We start from the raw sequence: 24,027 nt of genomic DNA, 5'->3' as shown, positions 1-24,027 counted from the left end.
TCGGAGGGGAGCCGAGGGGCCGCCCCAGGCGTAGGCGGGGGCCGTCGGGCCGGGCCAGGGGAGAGATGTGGTGACCGGAGACCCTGGCAGGGGTGGACGGCAGATACTCTGGAAGGCGACCTGTCAGCCCGCCCCCAGATCCGAGGATTCGCGACCGCCGTGTTCGATACTCTCTCCGACCGCCTCGCAGCGACATTCAAGAACCTCCGGGGCAAGGGCCGCCTGTCCGAGGCGGACATCGACGCCACGGCGCGCGAGATCCGCATCGCCCTCCTCGAGGCGGACGTCGCCCTGCCCGTCGTCCGCGCCTTCATCAAGCAGGTCAAGGAGCGCGCGACCGGCACCGAGGTCTCCCAGGCCCTCAACCCCGCCCAGCAGGTCATCAAGATCGTCAATGAGGAACTCATTGGCATCCTGGGCGGCGAGACGCGACGCCTCCGCTTCGCGAAGACCGCGCCGACCGTCATCATGCTGGCGGGTCTGCAGGGTGCCGGTAAGACGACCCTCGCCGGAAAGCTCGGCCGCTGGCTGAAGGGCCAGGGCCACTCCCCGCTCCTCGTGGCGTGCGACCTCCAGCGGCCGAACGCCGTGAACCAGCTCTCGGTCGTCGCCGAGCGCGCCGAGGTCGGCGTGTACGCCCCCCAGCCGGGCAACGGCGTCGGCGACCCGGTCCAGGTCGCCAAGGACTCCATCGAGTACGCGCGCACGAAGCAGTTCGACGTCGTCATCGTCGACACCGCCGGCCGCCTCGGCATCGACCAGGAGCTGATGCAGCAGGCCGCGGACATCCGCGACGCCGTCAGCCCGGACGAGGTCCTGTTCGTCGTCGACGCCATGATCGGTCAGGACGCGGTCAACACGGCCGAGGCGTTCCGCGACGGCGTCGGCTTCGACGGCGTCGTGCTCTCCAAGCTCGACGGCGACGCCCGCGGTGGTGCCGCGCTCTCCATCGCGCAGGTCACCGGCAAGCAGATCATGTTCGCCTCGAACGGCGAGAAGCTGGACGACTTCGACGCGTTCCACCCGGACCGCATGGCGTCCCGCATCCTCGGCATGGGCGACATGCTCACGCTGATCGAGAAGGCCGAGCAGACCTTCTCGCAGCAAGAGGCCGAGAAGATGGCCTCGAAGCTGGCCTCCAAGAAGGGCCAGGACTTCACGCTCGACGACTTCCTGGCCCAGATGGAGCAGGTCAGGAAGATGGGCAGCATCTCCAAGCTGCTCGGCATGATGCCCGGCATGGGCCAGATGAAGGACCAGATCAACAACCTGGACGAGCGGGACGTCGACCGCACGGCCGCCATCATCAAGTCGATGACCCCGGCCGAGCGCCAGGAGCCCACGATCATCAACGGCTCGCGCCGTGCCCGTATCGCCAAGGGTTCCGGCGTCGAGGTCAGCGCGGTCAAGAACCTGGTCGAGCGCTTCTTCGAGGCCCGCAAGATGATGTCGCGCATGGCCCAGGGCGGCGGCATGCCGGGTATGCCCGGGATGCCGGGCATGGGCGGCGGCCCCGGCAAGCAGAAGAAGAAGCAGAAGCAGGCCAAGGGCAAGCAGCGCTCCGGCAACCCGATGAAGCGCAAGCAGCAGGAGCAGGAGGAGGCCACGCGCCGCGAGCAGGCCGGTCAGGCCGGCGGCGCCTTCGGCCTCCCGGGCGGCCAGCCCGGCAAGGACTTCGAGCTGCCCGACGAGTTCAAGAAGTTCATGGGCTGAGTCCGCGGTATCGCGGGCTTCGTCTCGTACGTCGCTTGGGGCGCCCCTCGTCCGAGGGGCGCCCCAAGCGCTTTCCGGCGCGGGTGCCCGGGGTTGATTTGTGACGTAACGTCCGACTATGAGCAACCCTGTGCCGCCGCGCCAGGCGCCCGATCAGCCGTGGCGCTCCGAGGGCGCGCCCCCGCCCGCCCCCACGCCGCCGCCGAAGAAGAAGATGCCGGGCGGCTGGGGGAGCCTGATCCTGACGGCTCTGATCGTCTACCTCATCGCCAACCTCGTGTTGTCCTTCTTCAACGACGGCGACGAGCCGACCATCTCGTACACGGAGTTCAGCAAGCAGGTCGACGACGGCAACGTCACGAAGATCTACGCCAAGGGCGACGCGATCCAGGGGCAGCTCAAGAAGGAACAGCCCAAGCCGGACGGCGACAAGGGGAACTACACCAAGTTCACGACGCAGCGGCCCGCCTTCGCCGACGACAAGCTCTGGGACGACCTGACCAAGCACAAGGTCACCGTCACCGCCGAGCCCGTCGTGCAGGAGCGCAGCTTCCTGTCGAACCTGCTCATCTCGCTCGCCCCGATGCTGCTGCTGGTCGCGCTGTGGATCTTCATCGCACGCCGCATGAGCGCGGGCATGGGCGGCGGGGGCGGCATGCTCGGGCGCAAGACGCCGCCCAAGCCCGTCGAGCTCGAGCCCGGCGCCAAGCGGACGACGTTCGAGGACGTGGCCGGCATCGACGAGGTCGAGGGCGAGCTCAACGACGTCGTCGACTTCCTGAAGAACCCCGACGCCTACCGCTCGATGGGCGCCAAGATGCCGCGCGGCGTGCTGCTCGCCGGGCCGCCCGGCACCGGCAAGACCCTGCTCGCCCGCGCCGTCGCGGGCGAAGCGGGCGTGCCGTTCTTCTCGGCCTCCGCGTCGGAGTTCATCGAGATGATCGTGGGCGTGGGCGCCTCGCGCGTACGGGAACTCTTCGCGGAGGCCCGCAAGGTCGCGCCGTCGATCATCTTCATCGACGAGATCGACACCATCGGCCGCGCGCGGGGCGGTGGCAGCGGCATGGGCGGGCACGACGAACGCGAGCAGACCCTGAACCAGATCCTCACCGAGATGGATGGTTTCTCGGGCGCCGAGGGCGTCATCGTGCTGGCCGCCACCAACCGCGCCGACATCCTCGACCCCGCCCTCACGCGGCCCGGCCGCTTCGACCGCGTCGTCAACGTCTCGCCCCCCGACCGGGGCGGACGCGAGGCCATCCTCAAGATCCATACGCGCTCCATCCCGCTGGCCGACGACGTAGACCTCGCCCAGGTCGCCCGTACGACACCGGGCATGACCGGCGCCGAACTCGCCAACCTCGCGAACGAGGCCGCCCTCCTCGCCGTCAAGCGCAAGCAGAAGCAGGTCACGCAGTCCGACCTCTCCGAAGCCATGGAGAAGGTGCAGCTCGGCGCCGAACGTCCGCTCGTCATGCCGGAGGAGGAGCGCCGCCGCACCGCGTACCACGAGAGCGGGCACGCCCTGCTCGGCATGCTCCAGCCCGGCGCCGACCCGGTCCGCAAGATCACCATCGTGCCGCGCGGGCGCGCGCTGGGCGTGACGCTCTCCACCCCGGACTCCGACAAGTACGCCTACACCGAGGAATATCTGCGGGGCCGCATCATCGGTGCCCTGGGAGGCATGGCCGCCGAACACGTCGTCTACGGAGTCATCACCACCGGCGCCGAGAACGACCTGGAACAGGTCACCAACATCGCGCGCGGCATGGTCGGCCGCTGGGGCATGAGCGAGCGGGTGGGCCGTCTTTCCGCCCTGCCGAACGACGCCCAGCAGGCGTACGGACTCTCCGCCGCCCCGGAGACCCTCGACGCGATCGACGGCGAGATGCGGCGGATCGTCGACGAGTGCTACGACCGCGCCTGCCGGCAGCTGCGCGAGCACCGGGGCCAACTGGACGCCCTGGCGGCGGCGCTGCTGGAGAACGAGACCCTGGAGGAGGCGGACGCCTACCGGATCGCGGGCATCACGCGGCTCACCAAGGACGGCTAGCGGCCCTCGAAGGAAACAGCACGCTACGGAGTACGGGCGATCAGGTACCGGAAGACGTTCGGCATCCACACCGTCCCGTCCGCGCGCCGATGCGGATGTAGCGCCTCCGCCAGCTCCTTGTCGACCTGCGCCTGGTCCGTCGCGCGCGCGGCCGCGTCGAACAGCCCCGTGGAGAGCAGCCCGCGGACCGCGCTCTCCATGTCCGCGTACCCGAAGGGGCACCCGACCCGGCCCGAGCCGTCCGGCTTGAGGCCCGCCCGGTGGGCGACCTCCTCCAGGTCGTCCCGCAGCGCGGGGCGCCAGCTGCCCGTGCTCCGCAGCGGGTCGGCGAGCTTCGTCGCCACCCGCAGCACGGACGAGGTCGCACACCGCTCCGGAGGCCCCCAGCCGGCCAGCACCACCGGAGTGCCGTGCCCGGCGAGCGGGGCCGCCGCCTCCAGGAGACTCGCGAGCCCTTCGGAGTCGCCCGCCGTGCAGCCGATCGGCTGGAAGGCGGTGATGAGGTTGTACGCCGGCAGGCCCGGGTCCGCCGCGTCCGCGGGGCCGCCCTCGACCAGGCGCGGACGGGCCTGCGCGGGCATCTCCCGCGAGGCCTCCGGAAGGAGGCGCTCCCGCGCGAGGGCGAGACGTTCGGGCGCCGCCGGATCGACGCCGGTGACCGTGGCGCCCCGCGACGCCGCCATCAGCAGAGCGAGCCCGGAGCCACAGCCGAGACCGAGGAGACGAGTGCCGCCGCCCACTTCGAGCCGTTCATACACCGCTTCGTAGAGCGGGACCAGCATCCGCTCCTGGATCTCCGCCCAGTCACGCGCGCGTGCGCACAGGTCCACACGGGGTGCAGCGCCCGCGTGGGGGAGGTGCGGCTGCACGAGTGTTGGTGTCATCGAAAGCGCCCCAATCCGCCGAGAGTTACTGCCGTGCCGGAATTCAACGGTTCGTCCGCCCCCGTGCAGTGCGCTCGCACTCCCCCCGTATGCCAGACAACTCCGCATCCGTCGTGGCGTCCAGAGGTTGTGAGGCAATGCTTGCGTGCCACCGTCGTGCGCCCCCCGGGGAAAACGATTCCCGCCCCCCTCAGGCCCGCCCCTACCATGCGCGCCATGGCCAAGACACCCGTGCTCACGCCCCGGTCGGACGACTTTCCCCGCTGGTACCAGGACCTCATCAACAAGGCCGAGCTGGCCGACAACGGTCCGGTGCGCGGCTCCATGGTGATCCGACCGTACGGATACGGCCTGTGGGAGCGGATGCAGCACGACATGGACGCCCGCATCAAGGAGACGGGTACCCAGAACGCCTACTTTCCTCTGCTCATCCCGCAGTCGTACCTCACCCGCGAGGCCGAGCACGTCGAGGGCTTCGCCCCGGAGCTCGCCGTCGTCACGCACGGGGGTGGCAAGGAGCTGGAGGAGCCCGTCGTCGTCCGCCCCACCTCCGAGACGATCGTCAACGAGTACTTCTCCAAGTGGGTGCAGAGCTACCGCGACCTGCCCCTGCTCATCAACCAGTGGGCGAACGTGGTCCGTTGGGAGATGCGCCCGCGCCTGTTCCTGCGCACCTCGGAGTTCCTCTGGCAGGAGGGCCACACCGCCCACGCGACGTACGAAGAGGCCCGCGACTTCGCCGCGCACATCCACCGCCACGTCTACGGAGCGTTCCTGCGCGACGTCCTCGCCATGGACTTCGTGCCCGGCCGCAAGACCGCCAAGGAGCGCTTCGCCGGCGCCCTCAACACCCTCACCCTCGAAGGCATGATGGGCGACGGCAAGGCCCTCCAGCTCGGCACCAGCCACGAGCTCGGCCAGAACTTCGCCAGGGCCTTCGAGACCCGGTACCTGACCAAGGAGGGCAAGCGGGAGCTGGTCTGGCAGACCTCCTGGGGCAGCACGACACGGCTGATCGGTGCCCTGGTGATGATGCACGGCGACGACAACGGCCTGCGCGTGCCGCCCCGCCTCGCGCCCGTCCAGGCCGTCGTCCTCGCCGTCAAGGGCGACGACGCGGTGCTCGCCGAGGTCCGGCGCATCGGCGAGACCCTGAAGGCGGCGGGCGTGCGCGTCCAGGTCGACGACCGCACGGACCTCCCCTTCGGCCGGCGCGCGGTCGACTGGGAGCTCAAGGGCGTACCGGTCCGCATCGAGGTCGGCCCGCGCGACCTGGAGAACGGCACCGCGATGCTGGCCCGCCGCATCCCGGGCGGCAAGGAGCCGGTCGCGACCGGCGCCCTCGCCGCGCTGCTGCCCGCCGCCCTGGAGGAGGACCAGCGACTCCTCCTGACGCAGGCGCGCGAGCGCCGCGAGTCCCGCACCTCGGACGTCGCCACCGTCGAGGAGGCCGTGGCGGCCACCGAGGCCGGCCGCTGGGCGCGCGTCCCGTGGGCCGCGCTCGGCACGGAGGGCGAGGCCAGGCTGGCCGAGCACGCCGTGACCGTACGGTGTCTGGTCGCCGAGGACGGGGCGGTGCCGGACGCCGAAGACACCCCGGGTAACGTCGCTGTCGTGGCCCGCTCCTACTGAAGGAGCGTGCCTTCGGTACCGGCGCGCTCGTTCCCGGCTCGTGCGCCCGCCCGGACCACACGAGTCCCGGCGTGAGGAACCGCTCTACGCGCCGGGGCGTACGCGCCACTACGTACCGGCTTGGTGCGAGCTGTGCGGCTTCTCCGCAGATCAGCGCACCCGCCCTCGTCCGGACGCATCAACGGCAACTGACGGGTACGTGCAAATTATTTGGGATGCCCCGGAATGGAACCCCGAGGGCTCCCGGCTCGTTGTCACGACGTGAGCACGACACCACCTGTTCTCGCCGCAGAGCTGGCACAGGCGTGGGCCGACATTCAGCGGCACCACCCCGAGCTGCCCGACCTTGCCGCGCCCGAATCCCTGATCGGAGAGTCGTCGTCCGCCTGCGGCGCCGAGCTCTCCTTCGAGCGACTGCTTCACGAGGCAGTCCATGGCATCGCCGCCTCGCGCGGCATCCGCGACACCTCACGCGCCGGCCGCTATCACAACCGCAGATTCCTCGCGATCGCCGAGGAGCTGGGCCTGGACCACCCCGAGGAGCCGCACCCCAGCAGCGGCTTCTCCCTGGTCACGCTCAACCCCGAGGCCAAGAAGAAGTACCGCCCGACGATGGAGCGCCTGCAGCGCGCCCTCAAGGCGCACACCGCGGCGACGACCGCGGACACCGCGCGCAGCTTCCGGGGCCCGGCCGCCCGGCACGGCTCCTCCGGAGGCGGCGTGCGCGTGAAGGCGGTCTGCGACTGCGGGCGCAATGTCCGCGTCGTTCCCTCCGTGCTCGCCCAGGCCCCGATCATGTGCGGCGGCTGCGGCAAGCCCTTCCGGATCCCGGAAGCGGTGGGCGCGGGAGTGGGCTGAGCTGGACCGGGGCGCCCGGCTCGGTTCGGGTGCCCCGGCGGCGTATGGCACAATGGCTAGCTGTACTCGACAGCCGCACAGGACCCCTCTCTCCTCCGGCTGACGCGTCCATCGGGCACTCGAGTACCGCAACCCCACGCGGCATCCCCGTTGTGCCCACCCACGTCAAGACCAGGAGACACCACTCCCGTGGCAGTCAAGATCAAGCTGAAGCGTCTGGGCAAGATCCGTTCGCCTCACTACCGCATCGTCGTCGCCGACTCCCGTACCCGCCGTGACGGCCGGGCCATCGAGGAGATCGGCCTGTACCACCCGGTGCAGAACCCCTCGCGCATCGAGGTCGACTCGGAGCGTGCCCAGTACTGGCTGTCCGTCGGCGCCCAGCCGACCGAGCCGGTCATGGCCATCCTGAAGCTCACCGGTGACTGGCAGAAGCACAAGGGCCTGCCGGCCCCGGCGCCGCTGCTCGTCGCGGAGCCCAAGGACAAGCGCGCCGCGTTCGAGGCCTTCACCAAGGGTCTCGAGGGCGACGACGTCAAGGGTGAGGCCATCACCCAGAAGGCCAAGAAGTCGGACAAGAAGGCGGACGAGGCCGAGGCCGCGTCCACCGAGTCGACCGAGGCCTGAGCATGCTCGAGGAGGCTCTCGAGCACCTCGTGAAGGGCATCGTCGACAACCCCGACGACGTGCAGGTCGCCTCGCGCAACCTGCGCCGCGGGCGCGTCCTCGAGGTCCGGGTCCACCCCGACGACCTCGGCAAGGTGATCGGCCGCAACGGCCGCACCGCACGCGCTCTGCGCACGGTCGTGGGCGCCATCGGCGGCCGCGGTGTCCGCGTCGACCTCGTCGACGTGGACCAGGTTCGCTGAACCGGGTTCGCAGAACCACAGCAGCACCGGCTCGGGCCGGGGAGGGCTCAAGGGCCGTCCCCGGCCCGTAGTCGTGAACGAGGAGAGAACGCAGTGCAGTTGGTAGTCGCCCGTATCGGCCGTGCCCATGGCATCAAGGGCGAGGTCACCGTCGAGGTCCGCACCGACGAGCCGGAGCTGCGGCTCGGCCCCGGCGCCGTCCTCGCCACGGACCCCGCGTCCACCGGCCCGCTGACCATCGAGACCGGCCGGGTCCACAGTGGCCGTCTCCTGCTGCGCTTCGAGGGCGTACGCGACCGCACGGGCGCCGAGGCGCTGCGCAACACCCTCCTGATCGCCGAGGTCGACCCGGAGGAGCTCCCCGAGGACCCCGACGAGTACTACGACCACCAGCTCATGGACCTCGACGTGGTCACCAAGGACGGCGCCGAGGTCGGCCGGATCACGGAGATCTCGCACCTGCCCTCGCAGGACCTGTTCATCGTGGAGCGGCCCGACGGCAGCGAGGTCATGATCCCCTTCGTCGAGGAGATCGTCACCGAGATCGACCTGGAGGAGCAGCGCGCGGTCATCGACCCGCCCCCGGGGCTCATCGACGACCGTGCGGAGATCGCCTCCGCCCGCGACGCCGAGACGGCCGGTTCCCCCGAGGCGGCCCCGGAGGACCAGGCGTAATGCGGCTCGACGTCGTCACGATCTTTCCCGAGTACTTGGAACCCCTGAACGTCTCCCTCGTGGGCAAGGCACGCGCGCGTGGGCAGCTCGACGTCAACGTGCACGACCTCAGGGAGTGGACGTACGACCGGCACAACACGGTCGACGACACCCCCTACGGCGGCGGCCCCGGCATGGTCATGAAGACCGAGCCCTGGGGCGACGCCCTCGACGACGTGCTCGCCGAGGGGTACGAGACGGGGGCCCACGGGCCCGTCCTGGTCGTCCCCACGCCCAGCGGCCGTCCCTTCACCCAGGAACTCGCCGTCGAGCTCTCCGAGCGCCCCTGGCTGGTCTTCACGCCCGCGCGCTACGAGGGCATCGACCGCCGCGTCATGGACGAGTACGCGACCCGCATGCCGGTCTACGAGGTCTCCATCGGTGACTACGTCCTCGCGGGCGGCGAGGCCGCCGTGCTGGTCGTCACCGAGGCCGTGGCCCGGCTCCTGCCCGGTGTCCTGGGCAACGCCGAGTCCCACCGGGACGACTCCTTCGCGCCCGGCGCCATGGCCAACCTCCTGGAGGGGCCGGTGTACACCAAGCCTCCCGAGTGGCGCGGGCACGGCATTCCGGAGGTCCTGCTCAGCGGCCACCACGGCAAGATCGCGCGCTGGCGGCGGGACGAGGCGCTGCGGCGCACCACCCGCACCAGGCCCGATCTCATCGAGCGCTGCGACCCCGCGGCCTTCGACAAGAAGGACCGCGAGATGCTCTCGATCCTGGGGTGGCGGCCGGGGCCGGACGGCCGATTTGGGCGAGACCCCGAGGCCGTGGAAGAATAGACCGCTGCTGTACGTCCAGCGTGCGCCCCTGCCACAGGGGGATCGACCGAAGCTTTCTCTCCGCCCCGCGGAGAGGGTCAAGACGCCCGCCCGACGCGATCAGCTACCGAATTCTCATCACCACGTTCCGCTGATGACCTGTGGCATCAGTGAAGAAAGCAGACGATCATGGCTAACCTGCTCGACTCCGTCGACAGCGCGTCGCTGCGCAGCGACATCCCGGCCTTCCGCCCGGGCGACACCGTCAACGTCCACGTCCGCGTCATCGAGGGCAACCGCTCCCGTGTGCAGCAGTTCAAGGGCGTAGTCATCCGTCGCCAGGGTGCCGGCGTGCGCGAGACCTTCACGGTCCGCAAGGTCTCCTTCTCCGTCGGCGTCGAGCGCACCTTCCCGGTGCACACCCCGATCGTCGAGAAGATCGAGCTCGTCACCCGCGGTGACGTGCGTCGCGCGAAGCTGTACTACCTCCGTGACCTGCGCGGCAAGGCCGCGAAGATCAAGGAGAAGCGCGAGAACTGATCTCGCGCACGGGTCCGATCCGGGGCCGGATAACATCTGGCCCCGATGGACACCGAAGCACAGCACACGGAGCGCGACCGCTCCTCCCCACCCTCCGAAGCCGGAGACGTTCCGCACGTCGCCGAAGCATCCGAGGAGACGGAGGAACGGTCGCGTTCCGTTTTTGCGTCCGTCGTCGACTGGCTGCCCGGCGGCAGACTCACCCTCACGTTCCTGCTGTGCATGGGGTTCCTGCTCGCGGTCAGCACCTTCGTGATGCAGCCCTTCCAGATCCCGAGCGGCTCCATGGAGCCCGCGTTCCGCGTCGGGGACCGGGTACTCGTCAACAAGTTGGCGTACCGTTTCGGTTCCGAGCCGCAACGAGGTGACGCGGTCGTCTTCGACGGCAGCGGCTACTTCGGAGATGCCGACTACATCAAGCGGGTCGTGGGCACAGGGGGAGACCGGGTGGTCTGCTGCGACAAGCGGGGGAGGATCAAGGTGAACGGCGAGCCCGTCGACGAGCCTTACCTGTACGAGGGGGACGCCCCCTCACAGGTGCCCTTCGACGTCGTCGTCCCCGAGGGCAGCCTGTTCCTCCTCGGCGACCACCGCAGCGACTCCAGCGACTCCCGCGACCACCTCGGCCAGCCCGGCGGCGGCATGATCCCCGTCGACGAGGTCATCGGCAGGGCCGACTGGATCGCCTGGCCCATCGGCCACTGGTCGTCCCTGAAGCGCCCCGACAGCTACGCGCGCGTGCCGGCACCAGGCGGCGCGCATGGGTAACCGCGGTCGGGCGCGTGCCGCGGGGCACCGCGCGGACGCCGAGCTGCCCACCGGGTCCCGGCCGACCGACGCCCCCGCGCGGCCGGGCCGCGCGGAGCGGCGCAAGCTCGCGAAGAAGGTCAAGCGGCGCAGGCGGCGCTCGGCGATCAAGGAGATACCCCTCCTCATAGGCGTGGCGCTCCTGATAGCCCTGGTCCTGAAGACCTTCCTGGTGCAGGCCTTCGTGATCCCCTCGGGCTCCATGGAGCAGACGATCCGGATCGGCGACCGGGTCCTCGTCGACAAGCTCACTCCCTGGTTCGGCTCGAAGCCGGAGCGCGGCGACGTCGTCGTCTTCAAGGACCCCGGCAACTGGCTCGAGGAAGAGCAGGGCAAGAAGAAGGACGACCCCGTGGTCGTCAAGCAGGTCAAGGAAGGCCTGACCCAGATCGGTCTGCTGCCCTCCGACAACGAACGGGACCTGATCAAGCGCGTGATCGGCGTCGGCGGCGACACGGTCAAGTGCTGTGACAAGAACGACAAGATCACCGTGAACGGCGTACCGCTGGATGAGCCGTACATCCATCCGGGGGACAAGCCCTCCGCATTCGCGTTCGAGGTGAAGGTCCCCGAGGGGCGCATCTTCGTGATGGGCGACCACCGGAGCGACTCGGCGGACTCGCGTTTCCACCGCACCGAGAAATTCAGCGGCACGGTGTCGGAGGACCAGGTCGTGGGGCGTGCGATCGTCATCGCCTGGCCGTTCGGACACTGGCGCAAACTGGAGGAGCCGGACACGTATGCGTCGGTTCCCGACGCGCGTGCTGGATCGGACACCGCCACAGGAGCGTCGCATAGGGTGGCCCACGGCGATCGATACGGATTGATCCGACTCCCGACCCCTGCGGAACTCCCGCTCGTTATGGGAGTGGTGGGCCTGCATCGCATCTGGGGCAGGCGGCGGCACGGACTGAGGAGTGGATGTGGGGGATTTGGCGGTCGGCGCACGATCCGGACACGAAGGGCCCGAGGAGCGGCCGGGGCGATCCGACGAGCCGGGTACCGAGTCCGTCGCGGACGGCGTGCGGCCCGGGAGTGACGCGGTGGACGGCGAGGACGCGAAGAGCGAGCGGGACGCCGAGCAGCCCAAGAAGCCCCGTTCCTTCTGGAAGGAGCTTCCGCTTCTCATCGGCATCGCCCTTGTTCTGGCGCTGCTGATCAAGACGTTCCTGGTGCAGGCGTTCTCGATCCCCTCGGACTCGATGCAGAACACGCTGCAGCAGGGCGACCGGGTCCTGGTCGACAAGCTGACGCCGTGGTTCGGCTCCGAGCCCGAGCGCGGCGAGGTCGTCGTCTTCAAGGACCCGGGCCACTGGCTGGACGGCGAGCCCACGCCCGATCCCAACGCGGTGCAGCGGGTCCTCGGCTGGATCGGCCTGATGCCGTCCGCCGACGAGAAGGACCTCATCAAGCGCGTGATCGGCGTCGGCGGCGACACCGTGGAGTGCAAGGGCACCGGCCCGGTGAAGGTCAACGGCAAGGCGCTGAACGAGCCGTACGTCTTCGCCGGGAACACCCCGTGCAGCGTGGACGACCAGGGCGGCCAGTTCAAGGTGACCGTCCCCAAGGGCAAAATCTGGGTCATGGGTGACCACCGGCAGAACTCGCTGGACTCCCGCTACCACCAGAACCAGCCCGGCGGCGGCGCCGTCCCCGTGGACAACGTCGTGGGCCGCGCCATCGTGATCGCCTGGCCGCCCACCCGCTGGGCGACGCTGCCCAAGCCCGACACCTTCGACCAGCCGGGCATCAACGCGCTCTCCAGCGCGGCGCCGGGCGTCCTCGGTCTCGCGGGTGCCGTGCCGATCGTGCTGTGGCGCCGGCGCCGTCTCACGGTGGCCGCTGCTCGGTCCGCGAGGGTTTCTGGCGGCAGTACCGCCGGGTAGGGTGCCGTCCCAGATCGCCGATCTTCCGCCGCCCGCGCACGCGGGCGGCGAGGTCGTCTCCGAGACGGGGGAGCACCGGGATGAGCAGGACACGTCGTACGGACGAGGGCCACGGACGGCTCGGCAGCGTGCTGTCGGGCGTCGCCGTGGCCCTCGGCTGTGTGCTCTTCCTCGGCGGCTTCGTCTGGGGCGCCGTCCTGTACCAGCCGTACACCGTCCCCACCGGGTCGATGACACCGACGATCGGCTCGGGCGACCGCGTGCTCGCGCAGCGGATCGACGGCGACGAGGTGCGCCGCGGTGACGTCGTCGTCTTCAAGCAGGCGACGTGGGGCGACCTGCCGATGGTCAAGCGGGTCGTCGGCGTGGGCGGCGACAAGATCGCCTGCTGCAAGGACGGCAAGCTGACCGTCAACGGCGAGGAAGTCGCAGAACCGTATCTCCCCGAGGGCAAGGGCGCCGCGGCCACCGGCATCCCGACCACGACGGTGCCCGAGGGCCGCCTGTTCCTGCTCGGCGACGAGCGCAGCGGATCCCTGGACTCCAGCGTGCACCTGGGCGACGCCGACCACGGCTCGGTGCCCCGCGGCGCCGTGCAGGCGCGCGTCGACGCGGTGGCCTGGCCGATGGACAAGTTCGGCATGCTGGAGCGGCCCGACGGCTTCGCGGACATGCCGGGCGGCATCTCCGAGCCGGGGCCGCTGCGCCTGGTCGTCACCGCGATCGTGGCCGGCATGGTCCTGGTCCTCGGCGGCGCCGCGTACGGGCCGGTGGCCAGGCGCATGGGCCGCGGGCGCGCCAGGAGCCGTACGGCGGAGGCCGCCGGTGTCGGCTGAGGGGACGGCGCAGGCCCCGCCGCCGGAGTCGGGACGGCCGCTGCGCCGGGTGGCGCGGGTCGTGCTCCTCGACCCGGACGACCGCATCCTGCTGCTGCACGGCCACGAGCCCGAGGACCCGGAGGACGACTGGTGGTTCACGCCGGGCGGCGGTCTGGAGGGCGACGAGACGCACGAGCAGGCGGCCCTGCGCGAGCTGCGGGAGGAGACCGGCATCACGGAGGTCGAGCTCGGCCCGGTCCTGTGGCGGCGCGTCTGTTCCTTCCCGTTCGCCGGGCGTCGCTGGGACCAGGACGAGTGGTACTACCTGGCGCGTACGTCGCAGACGGCGACCGCCGCCGAGGGCCTCACGGAGCTGGAGCGACGCAGCGTCGCCGGAGCGCGTTGGTGGACGTGCCGAGAACTGACCGGGGCTCATGAGACGGTGTACCCGACCAGACTCGCCGGGCTGCTGCGCAAGCTGCTCGACGAGGGGCCCCCGGACCGGCCCGAGATCCTCGACACGGAAATCGTGTAGGGGCTCGCGAGGCTGACGCACAATAGGGGGACGCACGGCTGAAGGGGAACATGCCATGAGCGCCGAGGACCTCGAGAAGTACGAGACCGAGATGGAGCTGAAGCTCTACCGGGAGTACCGCGATGTCGTCGGTCTGTTCAAATACGTGATCGAGACCGAACGGCGCTTCTACCTCACCAACGACTACGAGATGCAGGTGCACTCGGTTCAGGGCGAGGTTTTCTTCGAGGTGTCGATGGCCGACGCCTGGGTGTGGGACATGTACAGGCCCGCTCGCTTCGTCAAGCAGGTCCGTGTCCTCACGTTCAAGGACGTGAACATCGAGGAGCTCAGCAAGAGCGACCTGGAGCTGCCGGGCAGCTGAGTTCACTCGCCGGGGTGGCGGAGTTTTCCACAACCGGCGAGTAGTGCACCAAGATCCAATAGGTGCGGGCTGATCCGTGAGTGTGGGTGCCGGAGGTGGTGCCGACATGAACGCACGGGGAGCACTCGGCAGGTACGGCGAAGATCTGGCCGCGCGGCGGCTGATCGCGTCGGGCATGACGGTCCTGGCGCGCAACTGGCGCGCGGGCCGCACCGGAGAGATCGACATCGTGGCCCTGGACGGCGAGGTCCTCGTCGTCTGCGAGGTCAAGACGCGCAGGGCGGGCCTGGTCGGGGCGGCGCTGTTCGAGCATCCGATGGCGGCCGTGGGCCGGACCAAGGCGGAGCGGCTGCGGCGGCTGGCCGAGCGCTGGATCGAGGAGCGCGGCGGCCCACCGTCGGGCGGCGTCCGCATCGACCTGGTCGGCGTCCTGGTCCCGCGCCGCGGCGGACCCGTGGTCGAGCATGCGCGCGGGGTGGCCTGATGGGATTCGCGCGTACGTGTTCCGTGGCCCTCGTCGGCGTCGAGGGCGTGGTCGTCGAGGTGCAGGCCGACCTGGAGCCCGGTGTGGCGGCGTTCACGCTGGTCGGCCTGCCGGACAAGAGCCTGACCGAGAGCCGCGACCGGGTCAGGGCCGCCGTGGTGAACTCGGGCGGCGAGTGGCCCCAGAAGAAACTCACGGTGGGGCTGAGCCCGGCGTCGGTGCCGAAGAGCGGCAGCGGTTTTGATCTCGCAGTTGCCAGCGCGGTCCTCGGGGCGGCCGAGCGGATCGACCCGAAGGTGCTCGCCGACATCGTGATGATCGGCGAGCTGGGGCTCGACGGCCGGGTGCGCCCCGTCCGCGGGGTGCTGCCGGCGGTCCTCGCGGCGGCGGACGCGGGGTACGAACAGGTGGTCGTCCCCGAGTGCACGGCCGCGGAGGCCGCGCTGGTGCCGGGGATCTCCGTCCTCGGGGTGCGCAGCCTGCGCCAGCTGATCGCGGTCCTCACCGACGAGCCGGTGCCGGAGGAGGAGCCGACCGAGGAGGGGCGCCCCGATCCGCTGCTCGCCGGGCTCTGTGTGCCGGGCACCGGCGCGGGCACGGGGCTCGGCGGGGCCCTGGACGACGCCCACGCGCTGGACCTCGCCGACGTCGTCGGCCAGCGGGCCGCCAGGACCGCCATCGAGGTGGCCGCCGCGGGGGCGCACCACCTCTTCCTGCAAGGACCGCCGGGCGCCGGCAAGACGATGCTCGCGGAGCGGCTGCCGGCGATCCTGCCCCGGCTCACGCGCGAGGAGTCCCTGGAGGTGACGGCGGTCCACTCGGTGGCGGGCATGCTTCCCCCGGGCAGGCCCCTGGTGGACGTCGCGCCGTACTGCGCCCCGCACCACTCCGCGACGATGCAGTCGCTCGTGGGCGGCGGCAAGGGAATCGCGCGGCCGGGCGCGGTCTCGCTGGCCCATCGTGGGGTGCTCTTTCTCGACGAGGCCCCGGAGTTCAGCACCCAGACCCTGGACTCCTTGCGCCAGCCCCTCGAATCGGGGCATGTGGTGATCGCGCGCAGCGCAGGTGTGGTGCGGCTGCCCGCGCGGTTCCTGATGGTGCTCGCGGCCAACCCCTGCCCGTGCGGGCGGCACACCTTGCTGGGCGACGGCTGCGAATGCCCGGCCTCCGCCGTGCGCCGCTATCAGGCCCGCCTCTCGGGACCGCTGCTCGACCGGGTCGACCTGAAGGTCGGGGTGGAGGCCGTCACCCGCTCCGAGCTGGCCGGGGGCGGCGTGGCCGGAGAGTCCACGCGGACCGTCGCCGACCGGGTGCGGGCCGCGCGGGAGAGAGCGGCCGCCCGGCTGGCAGACACCGGCTGGCGGACCAACAGCGAGGTGCCCGGCCATGCGCTGCGCACGCGCTGGCCCGCCGCTCCCGGCGCGCTGGACGCGGCCGAAGTCGACCTGGAGCGAGGTTTCCTGACCGCCCGTGGCCTCGATCGGGTGCTGAGGGTGGCCTGGACCGTCGCGGACCTCGCGGGCCACGACCGGCCGTCCGCGCAGGACGTCGCACTGGCGCTGCAACTGCGCACGGGCATCTCGCGCGGAGTGCCGATGGAGATCGGGGCGTCGGCATGACCGTCGACCCGCCGCCGGACGAGGAGCGGCTGGCCCGGGTCGCCCTGACGCGGGTGCTGGAGCCCGGGGACGCGGCCGGTGGGCGGTGGCTGCGGGAGGCCGGGGCCGTCGAGGTGCTGCGGCGGCTCGGGGCGGACGAGGAGCGGCTCGCGGGAGTGACCGCGCGGCGCTGGGCGGGGCTGCGGGCACGGGCCGCCGGGGTGCGACCCGAGCGGGACCTGGAGGCGGCGCGGGACGTCGGAGGGCGGTTCGTGTGTCCGGGGGACACGGAGTGGCCCGCCTCGCTGGACGACCTGGGGGACGCGCGGCCGGTCGGGCTGTGGGTGCGGGGGCGGCCGTCCCTGCGGATATGGGCGCTGCGGTCGGTGGCCGTCGTCGGGGCGCGGGCCTGCACGGAGTACGGCGCGCGCATGGCGGCGGGCCTCGCCTCGGGGCTCGCGGAGCGCGGCTGGGTCGTGGTCTCCGGAGGGGCGTACGGGGTGGACGGTGCCGCGCACCGCGGGGCGCTCGGGGCCGGGGGCGCGACCGTGGCGGTGCTGGCGTGCGGGGTGGACCGGCCCTATCCACGAGGGCACGCGGAGTTGATCGGGAGGATCGCGGAACAGGGGCTCGTCGTCGGGGAGTTGCCGCCGGGGGACCATCCGACGCCGAGCCGGTTCATTCTGCGGAACCGGGTGATCGCGGCGTTGACCCGGGGGACGGTGGTCGTCGAGGCCGCGTATCGCAGCGGGGCGCTGGCCACGGCGCGCAGTGCCCAGGAGTTGGGGCGCTTCGCCATGGGAGTGCCGGGGCCTGCGACCAGCGGGCTGTCCGCAGGGGTGCACGAACTGCTCCGGGGCGACGGTGTCCTCGTCACCGACGCCGCGGAAGTCGTCGAGCTGGTCGGGGACATGGGTGAGCTGGCGCCGGCGCGGCGGGGGCCGGTCGTGCCGCGCGATCTGCTCGCCCCGGGGGCGGCGCGGGTGCTGGCGGCGCTGCCCGCGCGGGGGCGTGCGACGGCGCGGGACGTCGCGGTGGGCGCGGGTACGAGCGCCGATGACGCGGTAGGGCGACTGTATGAGCTTCAGTCGTTGGGGTTCGTCGAACGACACGGCGACGGCTGGCAGTTGACACGCCAGGCGATTCTGTCCGTGATCGCCGGTGGAGGTGAATCGTGACCGAGCGTGTTCCGCCGGACGGATGACCCCCGACGACCTTGGCAAATAGTGCAGTTGATACTTCAGGGTCGTCACGCTGCGCTACGGAATCGACTCCTTGGGGCACCCGGCGGAACGTATCTGCGCACGCACGATCCCATAGTCTTCGCACACTGCGACACTTCAGTCACGCTACGCTCACAAGGATTCCGACGCGGACAGGCAACCAGACGGACGACCCCATTCACTCCACGCACGCTCCCCACCGCACAGGCGCGAGCGGTCCCGGCGACTCCACGGGCTCGCGCGACCTCACCGACCCACGCGACCTCACCAGTTCACGGCAGAACGGCTCAAGGCGACGAATGCCCCAGCACACCTCAGGGTCCGACCGGGCGGCGGTTCCACCCGCCGCCCGTAGCGGCGAGCGGGAGCGGCCTCCCGCCCCCTCGTCGCTGGACGAGTTGTGGCGGTCGTACAAAGAGACGGGGGACGAGCGGCTCAGGGAGCAGCTGATCCTGCACTACTCGCCGCTGGTGAAGTACGTCGCGGGCCGGGTGAGCGTGGGGCTGCCGCCCAATGTCGAGCAGGCCGACTTCGTCTCCTCCGGGGTCTTCGGTCTGATCGACGCGATCGAGAAGTTCGACATCGAGCGGTCGATCAAGTTCGAGACCTATGCGATCACCCGCATCCGCGGGGCGATGATCGACGAACTGCGGGCGCTCGACTGGATTCCGCGGTCCGTGCGGCAGAAGGCGCGCAATGTCGAGCGGGCCTACGCCACGCTGGAGGCGCAGCTGCGGCGGACGCCCACCGAGAGCGAGGTCGCCGCCGAGATGGGGATCGCGCTGGAGGAACTGCACGCGGTTTTCAGCCAGTTGTCGCTGGCGAACGTGGTGGCGCTCGAAGAACTGCTGCACGTCGGAGGCGACGGCGGCGACCGGCTGAGCCTCATGGACACGCTGGAGGACCACGCGGCCGACAACCCCGTGGAGGTCGCGGAGGACCGCGAGCTCCGCAGGCTGCTGGCGCGGGCGATCAACACGCTGCCGGAGCGCGAGAAGACCGTCGTGACGCTCTACTACTACGAGGGGCTCACGCTCGCCGAGATCGGCAATGTGCTCGGCGTGACCGAGAGCCGGGTGAGCCAGATCCACACCAAGTCGGTGCTCCAGTTGCGGGCGAAGCTGGCGAGTTTTGGGCGCTGAGCGAGGTGAATCGTCCCTGCCCGGTGGGTGGGGGACCAGGAGCGACTCCCGTGCGGGGCGTCCCGTCCGTAGAGTGGAAGTGTGCCAAGGATTCGAGCGGCCTCAGTGGCCGAGCACCGGTCGATGCAGCGCGGCGCCCTGCTGGACGCCGCCCGGTCCCTGCTGTCCGAGGGGGGTACGGAGGCGCTGACCTTCCCCGCTCTCGCCGAGCGCACCGGGCTCGCCCGGTCCTCCGTGTACGAGTACTTCCGGTCACGGGCCGCCGTGGTGGAAGAGCTGTGCGAGGTCGACTTCCCCGTCTGGGCGGCCGAGGTCTCGGCCGCGATGGAGGGGGCGGACACACCCGAGGGCAAGGTCGAGGCGTACGTCAGGCGGCAGCTGGCGCTGGTGGGGGACCGGCGGCATCGCGCCGTGGTCGCCATCTCCGCGAGCGAGCTCGACGCCGGGGCCCGCGAGAAGATCCGTGCGGCGCACGGCGGGCTGATCGCGATGATCGTCGAGGCGCTGGTGGCGCTCGGGCACGAGCAGCCGCGGCTCGCGGCGATGCTGCTCCAGGGGGTCGTCGACGCGGCGGTGCGGCGCATCGAGCTGGGGGCCGCGGAGGATCCTTCCGCCATTACGGAGGCGGCTGTCGCCATGGCGCTGCGCGGGGTGCGGGGCTGAGGTCCGGCCGTGCCGCGGGTGCGCCGTCTATGCGCGCCGTCACGCGCGCCCCGGTCCGGGACCCGTCATCGGCAGGAGGCGTGAGGGGCCCCCTCGCAGCAGCCGGGGCGGGAGCAGGGTCAGCGGGTCCAGATAGGTCCGCGCCCTGAGCAGGCCCCAGTGGAGGCAGCTCATGGGGCAGTGGCCGGTCGGAGCCTGGAGAACGCCCACCGTCTCGCCCGCCGTCACCTCGTCGCCCTTCTCGACCGTCGCCCGTACCGGCTCGTACGTGGTGCGCAGGGGCGGGGTGCCCGTGCCGGTCAGTTCCAGCGAGATCACGCCCCGGCCCGCCACCTGGCCCGCGAAGGCGACGCGTCCCGTGGCCACCGCCCGCACCGGTGTGCCCGGTGGGGCGGCGAGGTCGACGCCGCGGTGGCCCGCGCCGTACGGGGTCGCGGGCGGGTCCCAGGCGCGGACGACCTGAGGGCGGGGACCCAGCGGCCAGGTCGTGGCCGTCCCGGGGGACGGCGCGGGCGGGGGCAGCAGGGTCGCGAGCAGGGCCGCCAGCGTCGGCAGCAGCAGTTCCAGGCGCATGGCAGAACCGTCCCGCGCCCCGCCGATCCGCGGGGATCATGGACCGGATCTGGGGATGACCGGCCGGTTGTGGACAGCGCCGTCACCCGAACGTGGCAGATGGGCCCACGGTGGCGGAGCCGGCTCCGCCACCTGGTGGTCGACGGTGGCGTCACCCGGTACCTCGCGGGTCCCGTACACTTCATTTGGCGATCCGGGTCACCGGGTCGACTTCGCACGCCCCGACACCAGGTCAGGAAACAGCCGGTGTCAGCGCCCCTCGGTCCCTCGTGGCAAGGCGCACAGCGGGCGTCAGGCGCGAGTGCCGTCCGGCACACGCGGCACAACCGAGAATCTCAAGGAGAACGGCCATGGCCGTCGTCACGATGCGGGAGCTGCTGGAGAGCGGCGTCCACTTCGGTCACCAGACCCGTCGCTGGAACCCGAAGATGAAGCGCTTCATCTTCACCGAGCGCAACGGCATCTACATCATCGACCTGCTCCAGTCGCTGTCGTACATCGACCGCGCCTACGAGTTCGTCAAGGAGACCGTCGCCCACGGCGGCACGGTCATGTTCGTCGGCACGAAGAAGCAGGCGCAGGAGGCCATCGCCGAGCAGGCCACCCGCGTCGGCATGCCCTACGTCAACCAGCGCTGGCTGGGCGGCATGCTCACCAACTTCTCGACCGTCTACAAGCGTCTGCAGCGCCTCAAGGAGCTCGAGCAGATCGACTTCGAGGACGTCGCCGCGTCCGGTCTGACCAAGAAGGAGCTTCTCGTGCTCTCGCGCGAGAAGGCCAAGCTGGAGAAGACCCTCGGTGGTATCCGCGAGATGCAGAAGGTGCCCAGCGCCGTCTGGATCGTGGACACCAAGAAGGAGCACATCGCCGTTGGTGAGGCCCGGAAGCTCAACATTCCGGTCGTCGCGATCCTCGACACCAACTGCGACCCCGACGAGGTCGACTACAAGATCCCGGGCAACGACGACGCGATCCGCTCCGTCACCCTGCTCACCCGCGTGATCGCCGACGCCGTCGCCGAGGGCCTCATCGCCCGTTCCGGCGTTGCCACCGGTGACTCGAAGCCGGGCGAGAAGGCCCAGGGCGAGCCGCTGGCCGAGTGGGAGCGCGACCTGCTCGAGGGCGAGAAGAAGGCCGACGAGGCCCCCAAGGCCGACGAGGCCGCCGAGGCCCCCAAGGCCGAGGACAAGCCGGCCGAGGCCGCTGCCGAGGCGCCCGCCGCCGAGGCCCCGGCCGCCGAGGCTCCGGCCGCGGACGCCGAGCAGGCCTGACCCTCACGGGTTCGGTAGTTGACGGCGGGGGCCGATCGGCCCCCGCCGTTCACCCGTAGACCTTCGTAGATCTTTCAGACTTCGAGAGAGAAATTTCGATCATGGCGAACTACACCGCCGCTGACGTCAAGAAGCTCCGTGAGCTCACGGGCGCCGGCATGATGGACTGCAAGAAGGCGCTCGACGAGGCCGAGGGCGATGTCGACAAGGCCGTAGAGGCCCTGCGCATCAAGGGCCAGAAGGGCGTCGCCAAGCGCGAGGGCCGCTCCGCCGAGAACGGCGCCGTGGTCTCCCTCATCGCCGACGACAACACCTCCGGCGTCATCGTCGAGCTGAAGTGCGAGACGGACTTCGTCGCCAAGGGCGAGAAGTTCCAGGCCGTCGCCAACAACCTCGCCGCCCACATCGCCAAGACCTCCCCGGCCGACCTCGAGGCGCTGCTCGCGTCCGAGATCGAGGCCGGCAAGACCGTCCAGGCGTACGTCGACGAGGCCAACGCCAACCTCGGCGAGAAGATCGTCCTGGACCGCTTCGCGCAGTTCAGCGACGGCTTCGTCTTCGCGTACATGCACCGCACGATGCCCGACCTGCCCCCGCAGATCGGTGTCCTCGTCGAGCTGGACAAGGCCGACGCCGACCTCGCCAAGGGTGTCGCGCAGCACATCGCCGCCTTCGCGCCGAAGTACCTCTCCAAGGAGGACGTGCCGGCCGAGGTCGTCGAGTCCGAGCGCCGCGTCGCCGAGGAGACCACCCGCGCCGAGGGCAAGCCCGAGGCCGCGCTGCCGAAGATCGTCGAGGGTCGCGTCAACGGCTTCTTCAAGGAGGCCACGCTCCTCGGCCAGCCGTACGCGCTGGACAACAAGAAGTCGGTCGAGAAGGTTCTCGCCGAGGCCGGTGTCACCCTGAAGCGCTTCTCGCGCATCAAGGTCGGCATCTGAGTCCGTACCGCGATCGACGGTAGACCCCGCTAGGGTCGAAGGCGGTCGCCCGCGCACGGAGCACTCGTGCGCGACGTACGACCGCAGGATCTGACGAGGAGGCCATTGCCGACATGGGTTGCGAACGACACCCCACCGGCAGTGGCCTTCTTCGTATGTGTGCCAAGTAAGAGAAGCGAGAACCACATGACCACCAAGGCCGACTCGAAGAGTGACGACGGCAAAGTTCCCGGACGTTTCCTGCTGAAGCTCTCCGGCGAGGCGTTCGCCGGTGGGGGCGGCCTCGGTGTCGATCCCGACGTGGTGCACGCCATCGCCCGCGAGATCGCGGCCGTCGTCCGCGACGGCGCCCAGATCGCCGCCGTCATCGGCGGCGGCAACTTCTTCCGCGGCGCCGAGCTCCAGCAGCGCGGCATGGACCGGGCCCGCTCCGACTACATGGGCATGCTCGGCACGGTCATGAACTGTCTCGCGCTGCAGGACTTCCTGGAGAAGGAAGGCATCGACTGCCGCGTCCAGACCGCCATCACCATGGGGCAGGTCGCGGAGCCGTACATCCCGCTGCGCGCCGTGCGCCACCTGGAGAAGGGCCGCGTGGTCATCTTCGGTGCGGGCATGGGCATGCCGTACTTCTCCACCGACACCACCGCCGCGCAGCGCGCCCTGGAGATCGACGCCGAGGCGCTGCTCATGGGGAAGAACGGCGTGGACGGCGTCTACGACTCCGACCCGAAGACCAACCCCGACGCGGTGAAGTTCGACTCCCTCGGCTACGGCGAGGTCATCACGCGCGACCTCAAGGTCGCCGACATGACCGCGATCACGCTGTGCCGGGACAACAAGCTGCCCATCCTCGTCTTCGAGCTGCTCTCCGAAGGCAATATCGCCCGGGCCGTCAAGGGTGAGAAGATCGGCACTCTCGTGGGCGACCAGGGAAGCCGGGCCTGACCCCCGCGACCTGGGTCAGTCTCAAGGGACGCACGCGAGACGTCACTTGAGAGGGATGGACAAAGCCCTGCCGGTCGGACACCGTGCAGGAAAGAGACGCGACGCAGCCGGCCGCCCCGTGCTAGCCGGGCCACTCAAGACACGCAGGAGCAAGTGGTGATCGAAGAGACCCTCCTCGAGGCCGAGGAGAAGATGGAGAAGGCCGTCGTGGTCGCCAAGGAGGACTTCGCCGCGATCCGCACCGGGCGTGCGCACCCGGCGATGTTCAACAAGATCGTGGCGGACTACTACGGCGCGCTGACGCCGATCAACCAGCTGGCCTCGTTCTCGGTGCCCGAGCCGCGGATGGCCGTGGTGACCCCGTTCGACAAGAGCGCGCTGCGCAACATCGAGCAGGCGATCCGCGACTCCGACCTCGGCGTCAACCCGAGCAACGACGGCAACATCATCCGGGTGACCTTCCCCGAGCTCACCCAGGACCGCCGCAAGGAGTACATCAAGGTCGCCAAGACCAAGGCCGAGGACTCCAAGATCTCGATCCGGTCGATCCGCCGCAAGGCCAAGGAGGCCTTCGACAAGGCGATCAAGGACGGCGACGTCGGCGAGGACGAGGGACGCCGCGCCGAGAAGGAGCTCGACGACACCACCGCGAAGTACGTCGCCCAGGTGGACGAGCTGCTCAAGCACAAGGAAGCCGAGCTGCTCGAAGTCTGATCGAGGTCTGATCGAGGCTGATCGAAGTCCGAGGAATCA

26 protein-coding genes are annotated in these 24,027 nt (G+C 70.5%); 24 read left to right on the top strand and 2 right to left on the bottom strand.

Translation table 11 applies throughout. The annotated features are described in order from the left end of the window. Positions 1 to 159: 159 nt before the first annotated feature. The gene (ffh, locus tag AB0L89_RS07540; protein ID WP_365135910.1) at positions 160 to 1,713 is read left to right on the top strand and encodes a signal recognition particle protein; all 1,554 of its coding nucleotides are present in this window, start codon (positions 160 to 162) and stop codon (positions 1,711 to 1,713) included. Positions 1,714 to 1,831: 118 nt separating this feature from the next. Further along, positions 1,832 to 3,766 carry an ATP-dependent zinc metalloprotease FtsH gene (gene ftsH, locus AB0L89_RS07535; protein WP_365135907.1) on the top strand — a complete coding sequence of 645 codons (1,935 nt, stop codon included), beginning with the start codon at positions 1,832 to 1,834 and terminating at the stop codon, positions 3,764 to 3,766. A gap of 23 nt (positions 3,767 to 3,789) precedes the next feature. On the opposite strand, the gene AB0L89_RS07530 is transcribed toward ftsH, so the two are convergent. Further along, entirely contained in the window at positions 3,790 to 4,650 is an 861-nt protein-coding gene (locus tag AB0L89_RS07530) for an SAM-dependent methyltransferase (protein ID WP_365135905.1), read from the bottom strand. Between the two features lie 216 nt (positions 4,651 to 4,866). On the opposite strand from AB0L89_RS07530, the gene proS reads away from it, so the two are divergent. From proS to AB0L89_RS07440, 18 genes are all read left to right on the top strand, one after another. After that, positions 4,867 to 6,282 carry a proline--tRNA ligase gene (proS, locus tag AB0L89_RS07525; protein WP_365135902.1) on the top strand — a complete coding sequence of 472 codons (1,416 nt, stop codon included), beginning with the start codon at positions 4,867 to 4,869 and terminating at the stop codon, positions 6,280 to 6,282. Positions 6,283 to 6,507: 225 nt separating this feature from the next. Further along, a complete protein-coding gene (locus AB0L89_RS07520) occupies positions 6,508 to 7,140 on the top strand; it encodes a hypothetical protein (protein ID WP_365135899.1) in 633 nt (210 codons plus the stop codon). Between the two features lie 189 nt (positions 7,141 to 7,329). Beyond that, positions 7,330 to 7,767: a 30S ribosomal protein S16 gene (gene rpsP / locus AB0L89_RS07515; protein WP_365135897.1), complete on the top strand. Its 438-nt coding sequence runs from the start codon at positions 7,330 to 7,332 to the stop codon at positions 7,765 to 7,767. A gap of 2 nt (positions 7,768 to 7,769) precedes the next feature. Beyond that, positions 7,770 to 8,009 (top strand): RNA-binding protein, encoded by a 240-nt coding sequence (locus AB0L89_RS07510; protein WP_014176063.1) that lies wholly within the window; start codon positions 7,770 to 7,772, stop codon positions 8,007 to 8,009. Between the two features lie 93 nt (positions 8,010 to 8,102). Next, positions 8,103 to 8,684, top strand: a complete 582-nt coding sequence (gene rimM / locus AB0L89_RS07505; protein ID WP_365135894.1) for a ribosome maturation factor RimM — start codon at positions 8,103 to 8,105, stop codon at positions 8,682 to 8,684. Then, the gene (gene trmD, locus AB0L89_RS07500; protein WP_365135891.1) at positions 8,684 to 9,505 is read left to right on the top strand and encodes a tRNA (guanosine(37)-N1)-methyltransferase TrmD; all 822 of its coding nucleotides are present in this window, start codon (positions 8,684 to 8,686) and stop codon (positions 9,503 to 9,505) included. The genes rimM and trmD overlap by 1 nt, the downstream gene beginning before the upstream one ends. A gap of 168 nt (positions 9,506 to 9,673) precedes the next feature. After that, entirely contained in the window at positions 9,674 to 10,024 is a 351-nt protein-coding gene (gene rplS / locus AB0L89_RS07495; protein WP_069886329.1) for a 50S ribosomal protein L19, read from the top strand. A 45-nt stretch (positions 10,025 to 10,069) separates the two neighbouring features. After that, entirely contained in the window at positions 10,070 to 10,792 is a 723-nt protein-coding gene (lepB, locus tag AB0L89_RS07490) for a signal peptidase I (protein ID WP_365135888.1), read from the top strand. Next, complete coding sequence (gene lepB / locus AB0L89_RS07485; protein WP_365135885.1) at positions 10,785 to 11,870, top strand: signal peptidase I; 1,086 nt, start codon at positions 10,785 to 10,787, stop codon at positions 11,868 to 11,870. Before lepB (AB0L89_RS07490) ends, lepB (AB0L89_RS07485) begins: the two co-directional genes overlap by 8 nt. Then, on the top strand, positions 11,755 to 12,717 hold the full coding sequence (lepB, locus tag AB0L89_RS07480; RefSeq protein ID WP_365135882.1) for a signal peptidase I: 963 nt from the start codon (positions 11,755 to 11,757) through the stop codon (positions 12,715 to 12,717). Before lepB (AB0L89_RS07485) ends, lepB (AB0L89_RS07480) begins: the two co-directional genes overlap by 116 nt. A gap of 80 nt (positions 12,718 to 12,797) precedes the next feature. Next, entirely contained in the window at positions 12,798 to 13,553 is a 756-nt protein-coding gene (gene lepB / locus AB0L89_RS07475; RefSeq protein ID WP_365135879.1) for a signal peptidase I, read from the top strand. Next, entirely contained in the window at positions 13,543 to 14,070 is a 528-nt protein-coding gene (locus tag AB0L89_RS07470) for an NUDIX hydrolase (RefSeq protein ID WP_365135876.1), read from the top strand. Before lepB (AB0L89_RS07475) ends, AB0L89_RS07470 begins: the two co-directional genes overlap by 11 nt. Positions 14,071 to 14,125: 55 nt before the next feature. Next, a complete protein-coding gene (locus AB0L89_RS07465) occupies positions 14,126 to 14,434 on the top strand; it encodes a DUF2469 domain-containing protein (protein WP_055699425.1) in 309 nt (102 codons plus the stop codon). A gap of 76 nt (positions 14,435 to 14,510) precedes the next feature. After that, the gene (locus AB0L89_RS07460) at positions 14,511 to 14,918 is read left to right on the top strand and encodes a YraN family protein (protein ID WP_365135873.1); all 408 of its coding nucleotides are present in this window, start codon (positions 14,511 to 14,513) and stop codon (positions 14,916 to 14,918) included. Next, positions 14,918 to 16,537, top strand: coding sequence for a YifB family Mg chelatase-like AAA ATPase (locus tag AB0L89_RS07455; RefSeq protein WP_365135870.1), 1,620 nt, complete (start codon positions 14,918 to 14,920; stop codon positions 16,535 to 16,537). The genes AB0L89_RS07460 and AB0L89_RS07455 overlap by 1 nt, the downstream gene beginning before the upstream one ends. Beyond that, entirely contained in the window at positions 16,534 to 17,694 is a 1,161-nt protein-coding gene (gene dprA / locus AB0L89_RS07450) for a DNA-processing protein DprA (protein WP_365135867.1), read from the top strand. The genes AB0L89_RS07455 and dprA overlap by 4 nt, the downstream gene beginning before the upstream one ends. Before the next feature lie 344 nt (positions 17,695 to 18,038). Continuing rightward, entirely contained in the window at positions 18,039 to 18,881 is an 843-nt protein-coding gene (whiG, locus tag AB0L89_RS07445) for an RNA polymerase sigma factor WhiG (RefSeq protein WP_365135865.1), read from the top strand. Between the two features lie 105 nt (positions 18,882 to 18,986). Beyond that, on the top strand, positions 18,987 to 19,544 hold the full coding sequence (locus AB0L89_RS07440; RefSeq protein WP_365135863.1) for a helix-turn-helix domain-containing protein: 558 nt from the start codon (positions 18,987 to 18,989) through the stop codon (positions 19,542 to 19,544). 39 nt (positions 19,545 to 19,583) lie between these two features. Here AB0L89_RS07440 and AB0L89_RS07435 read toward each other — a convergent pair whose 3' ends face one another. Further along, on the bottom strand, positions 19,584 to 20,117 hold the full coding sequence (locus AB0L89_RS07435; RefSeq protein WP_365135860.1) for a M23 family metallopeptidase: 534 nt from the start codon (positions 20,115 to 20,117) through the stop codon (positions 19,584 to 19,586). Positions 20,118 to 20,467: 350 nt separating this feature from the next. On the opposite strand from AB0L89_RS07435, the gene rpsB reads away from it, so the two are divergent. From rpsB to frr, 4 genes are all read left to right on the top strand, one after another. Beyond that, positions 20,468 to 21,388 (top strand): 30S ribosomal protein S2, encoded by a 921-nt coding sequence (gene rpsB, locus AB0L89_RS07430; RefSeq protein ID WP_365135857.1) that lies wholly within the window; start codon positions 20,468 to 20,470, stop codon positions 21,386 to 21,388. Positions 21,389 to 21,489: 101 nt separating this feature from the next. Next, positions 21,490 to 22,326, top strand: coding sequence for a translation elongation factor Ts (tsf, locus tag AB0L89_RS07425; protein ID WP_365135854.1), 837 nt, complete (start codon positions 21,490 to 21,492; stop codon positions 22,324 to 22,326). 186 nt (positions 22,327 to 22,512) lie between these two features. After that, on the top strand, positions 22,513 to 23,274 hold the full coding sequence (gene pyrH, locus AB0L89_RS07420) for a UMP kinase (protein ID WP_365135851.1): 762 nt from the start codon (positions 22,513 to 22,515) through the stop codon (positions 23,272 to 23,274). A 156-nt stretch (positions 23,275 to 23,430) separates the two neighbouring features. Continuing rightward, positions 23,431 to 23,988 carry a ribosome recycling factor gene (gene frr, locus AB0L89_RS07415; protein WP_055565944.1) on the top strand — a complete coding sequence of 186 codons (558 nt, stop codon included), beginning with the start codon at positions 23,431 to 23,433 and terminating at the stop codon, positions 23,986 to 23,988. The last annotated feature ends 39 nt before the right edge of the window (positions 23,989 to 24,027 follow it).

This window comes from Streptomyces sp. NPDC052114 (genome assembly GCF_040680155.1).
In the GTDB taxonomy this organism is placed as follows: domain Bacteria; phylum Actinomycetota; class Actinomycetes; order Streptomycetales; family Streptomycetaceae; genus Streptomyces.
Note: the sequence above shows the minus strand (reverse complement) of the source record. Positions and strands in the feature narration are given on the sequence as shown.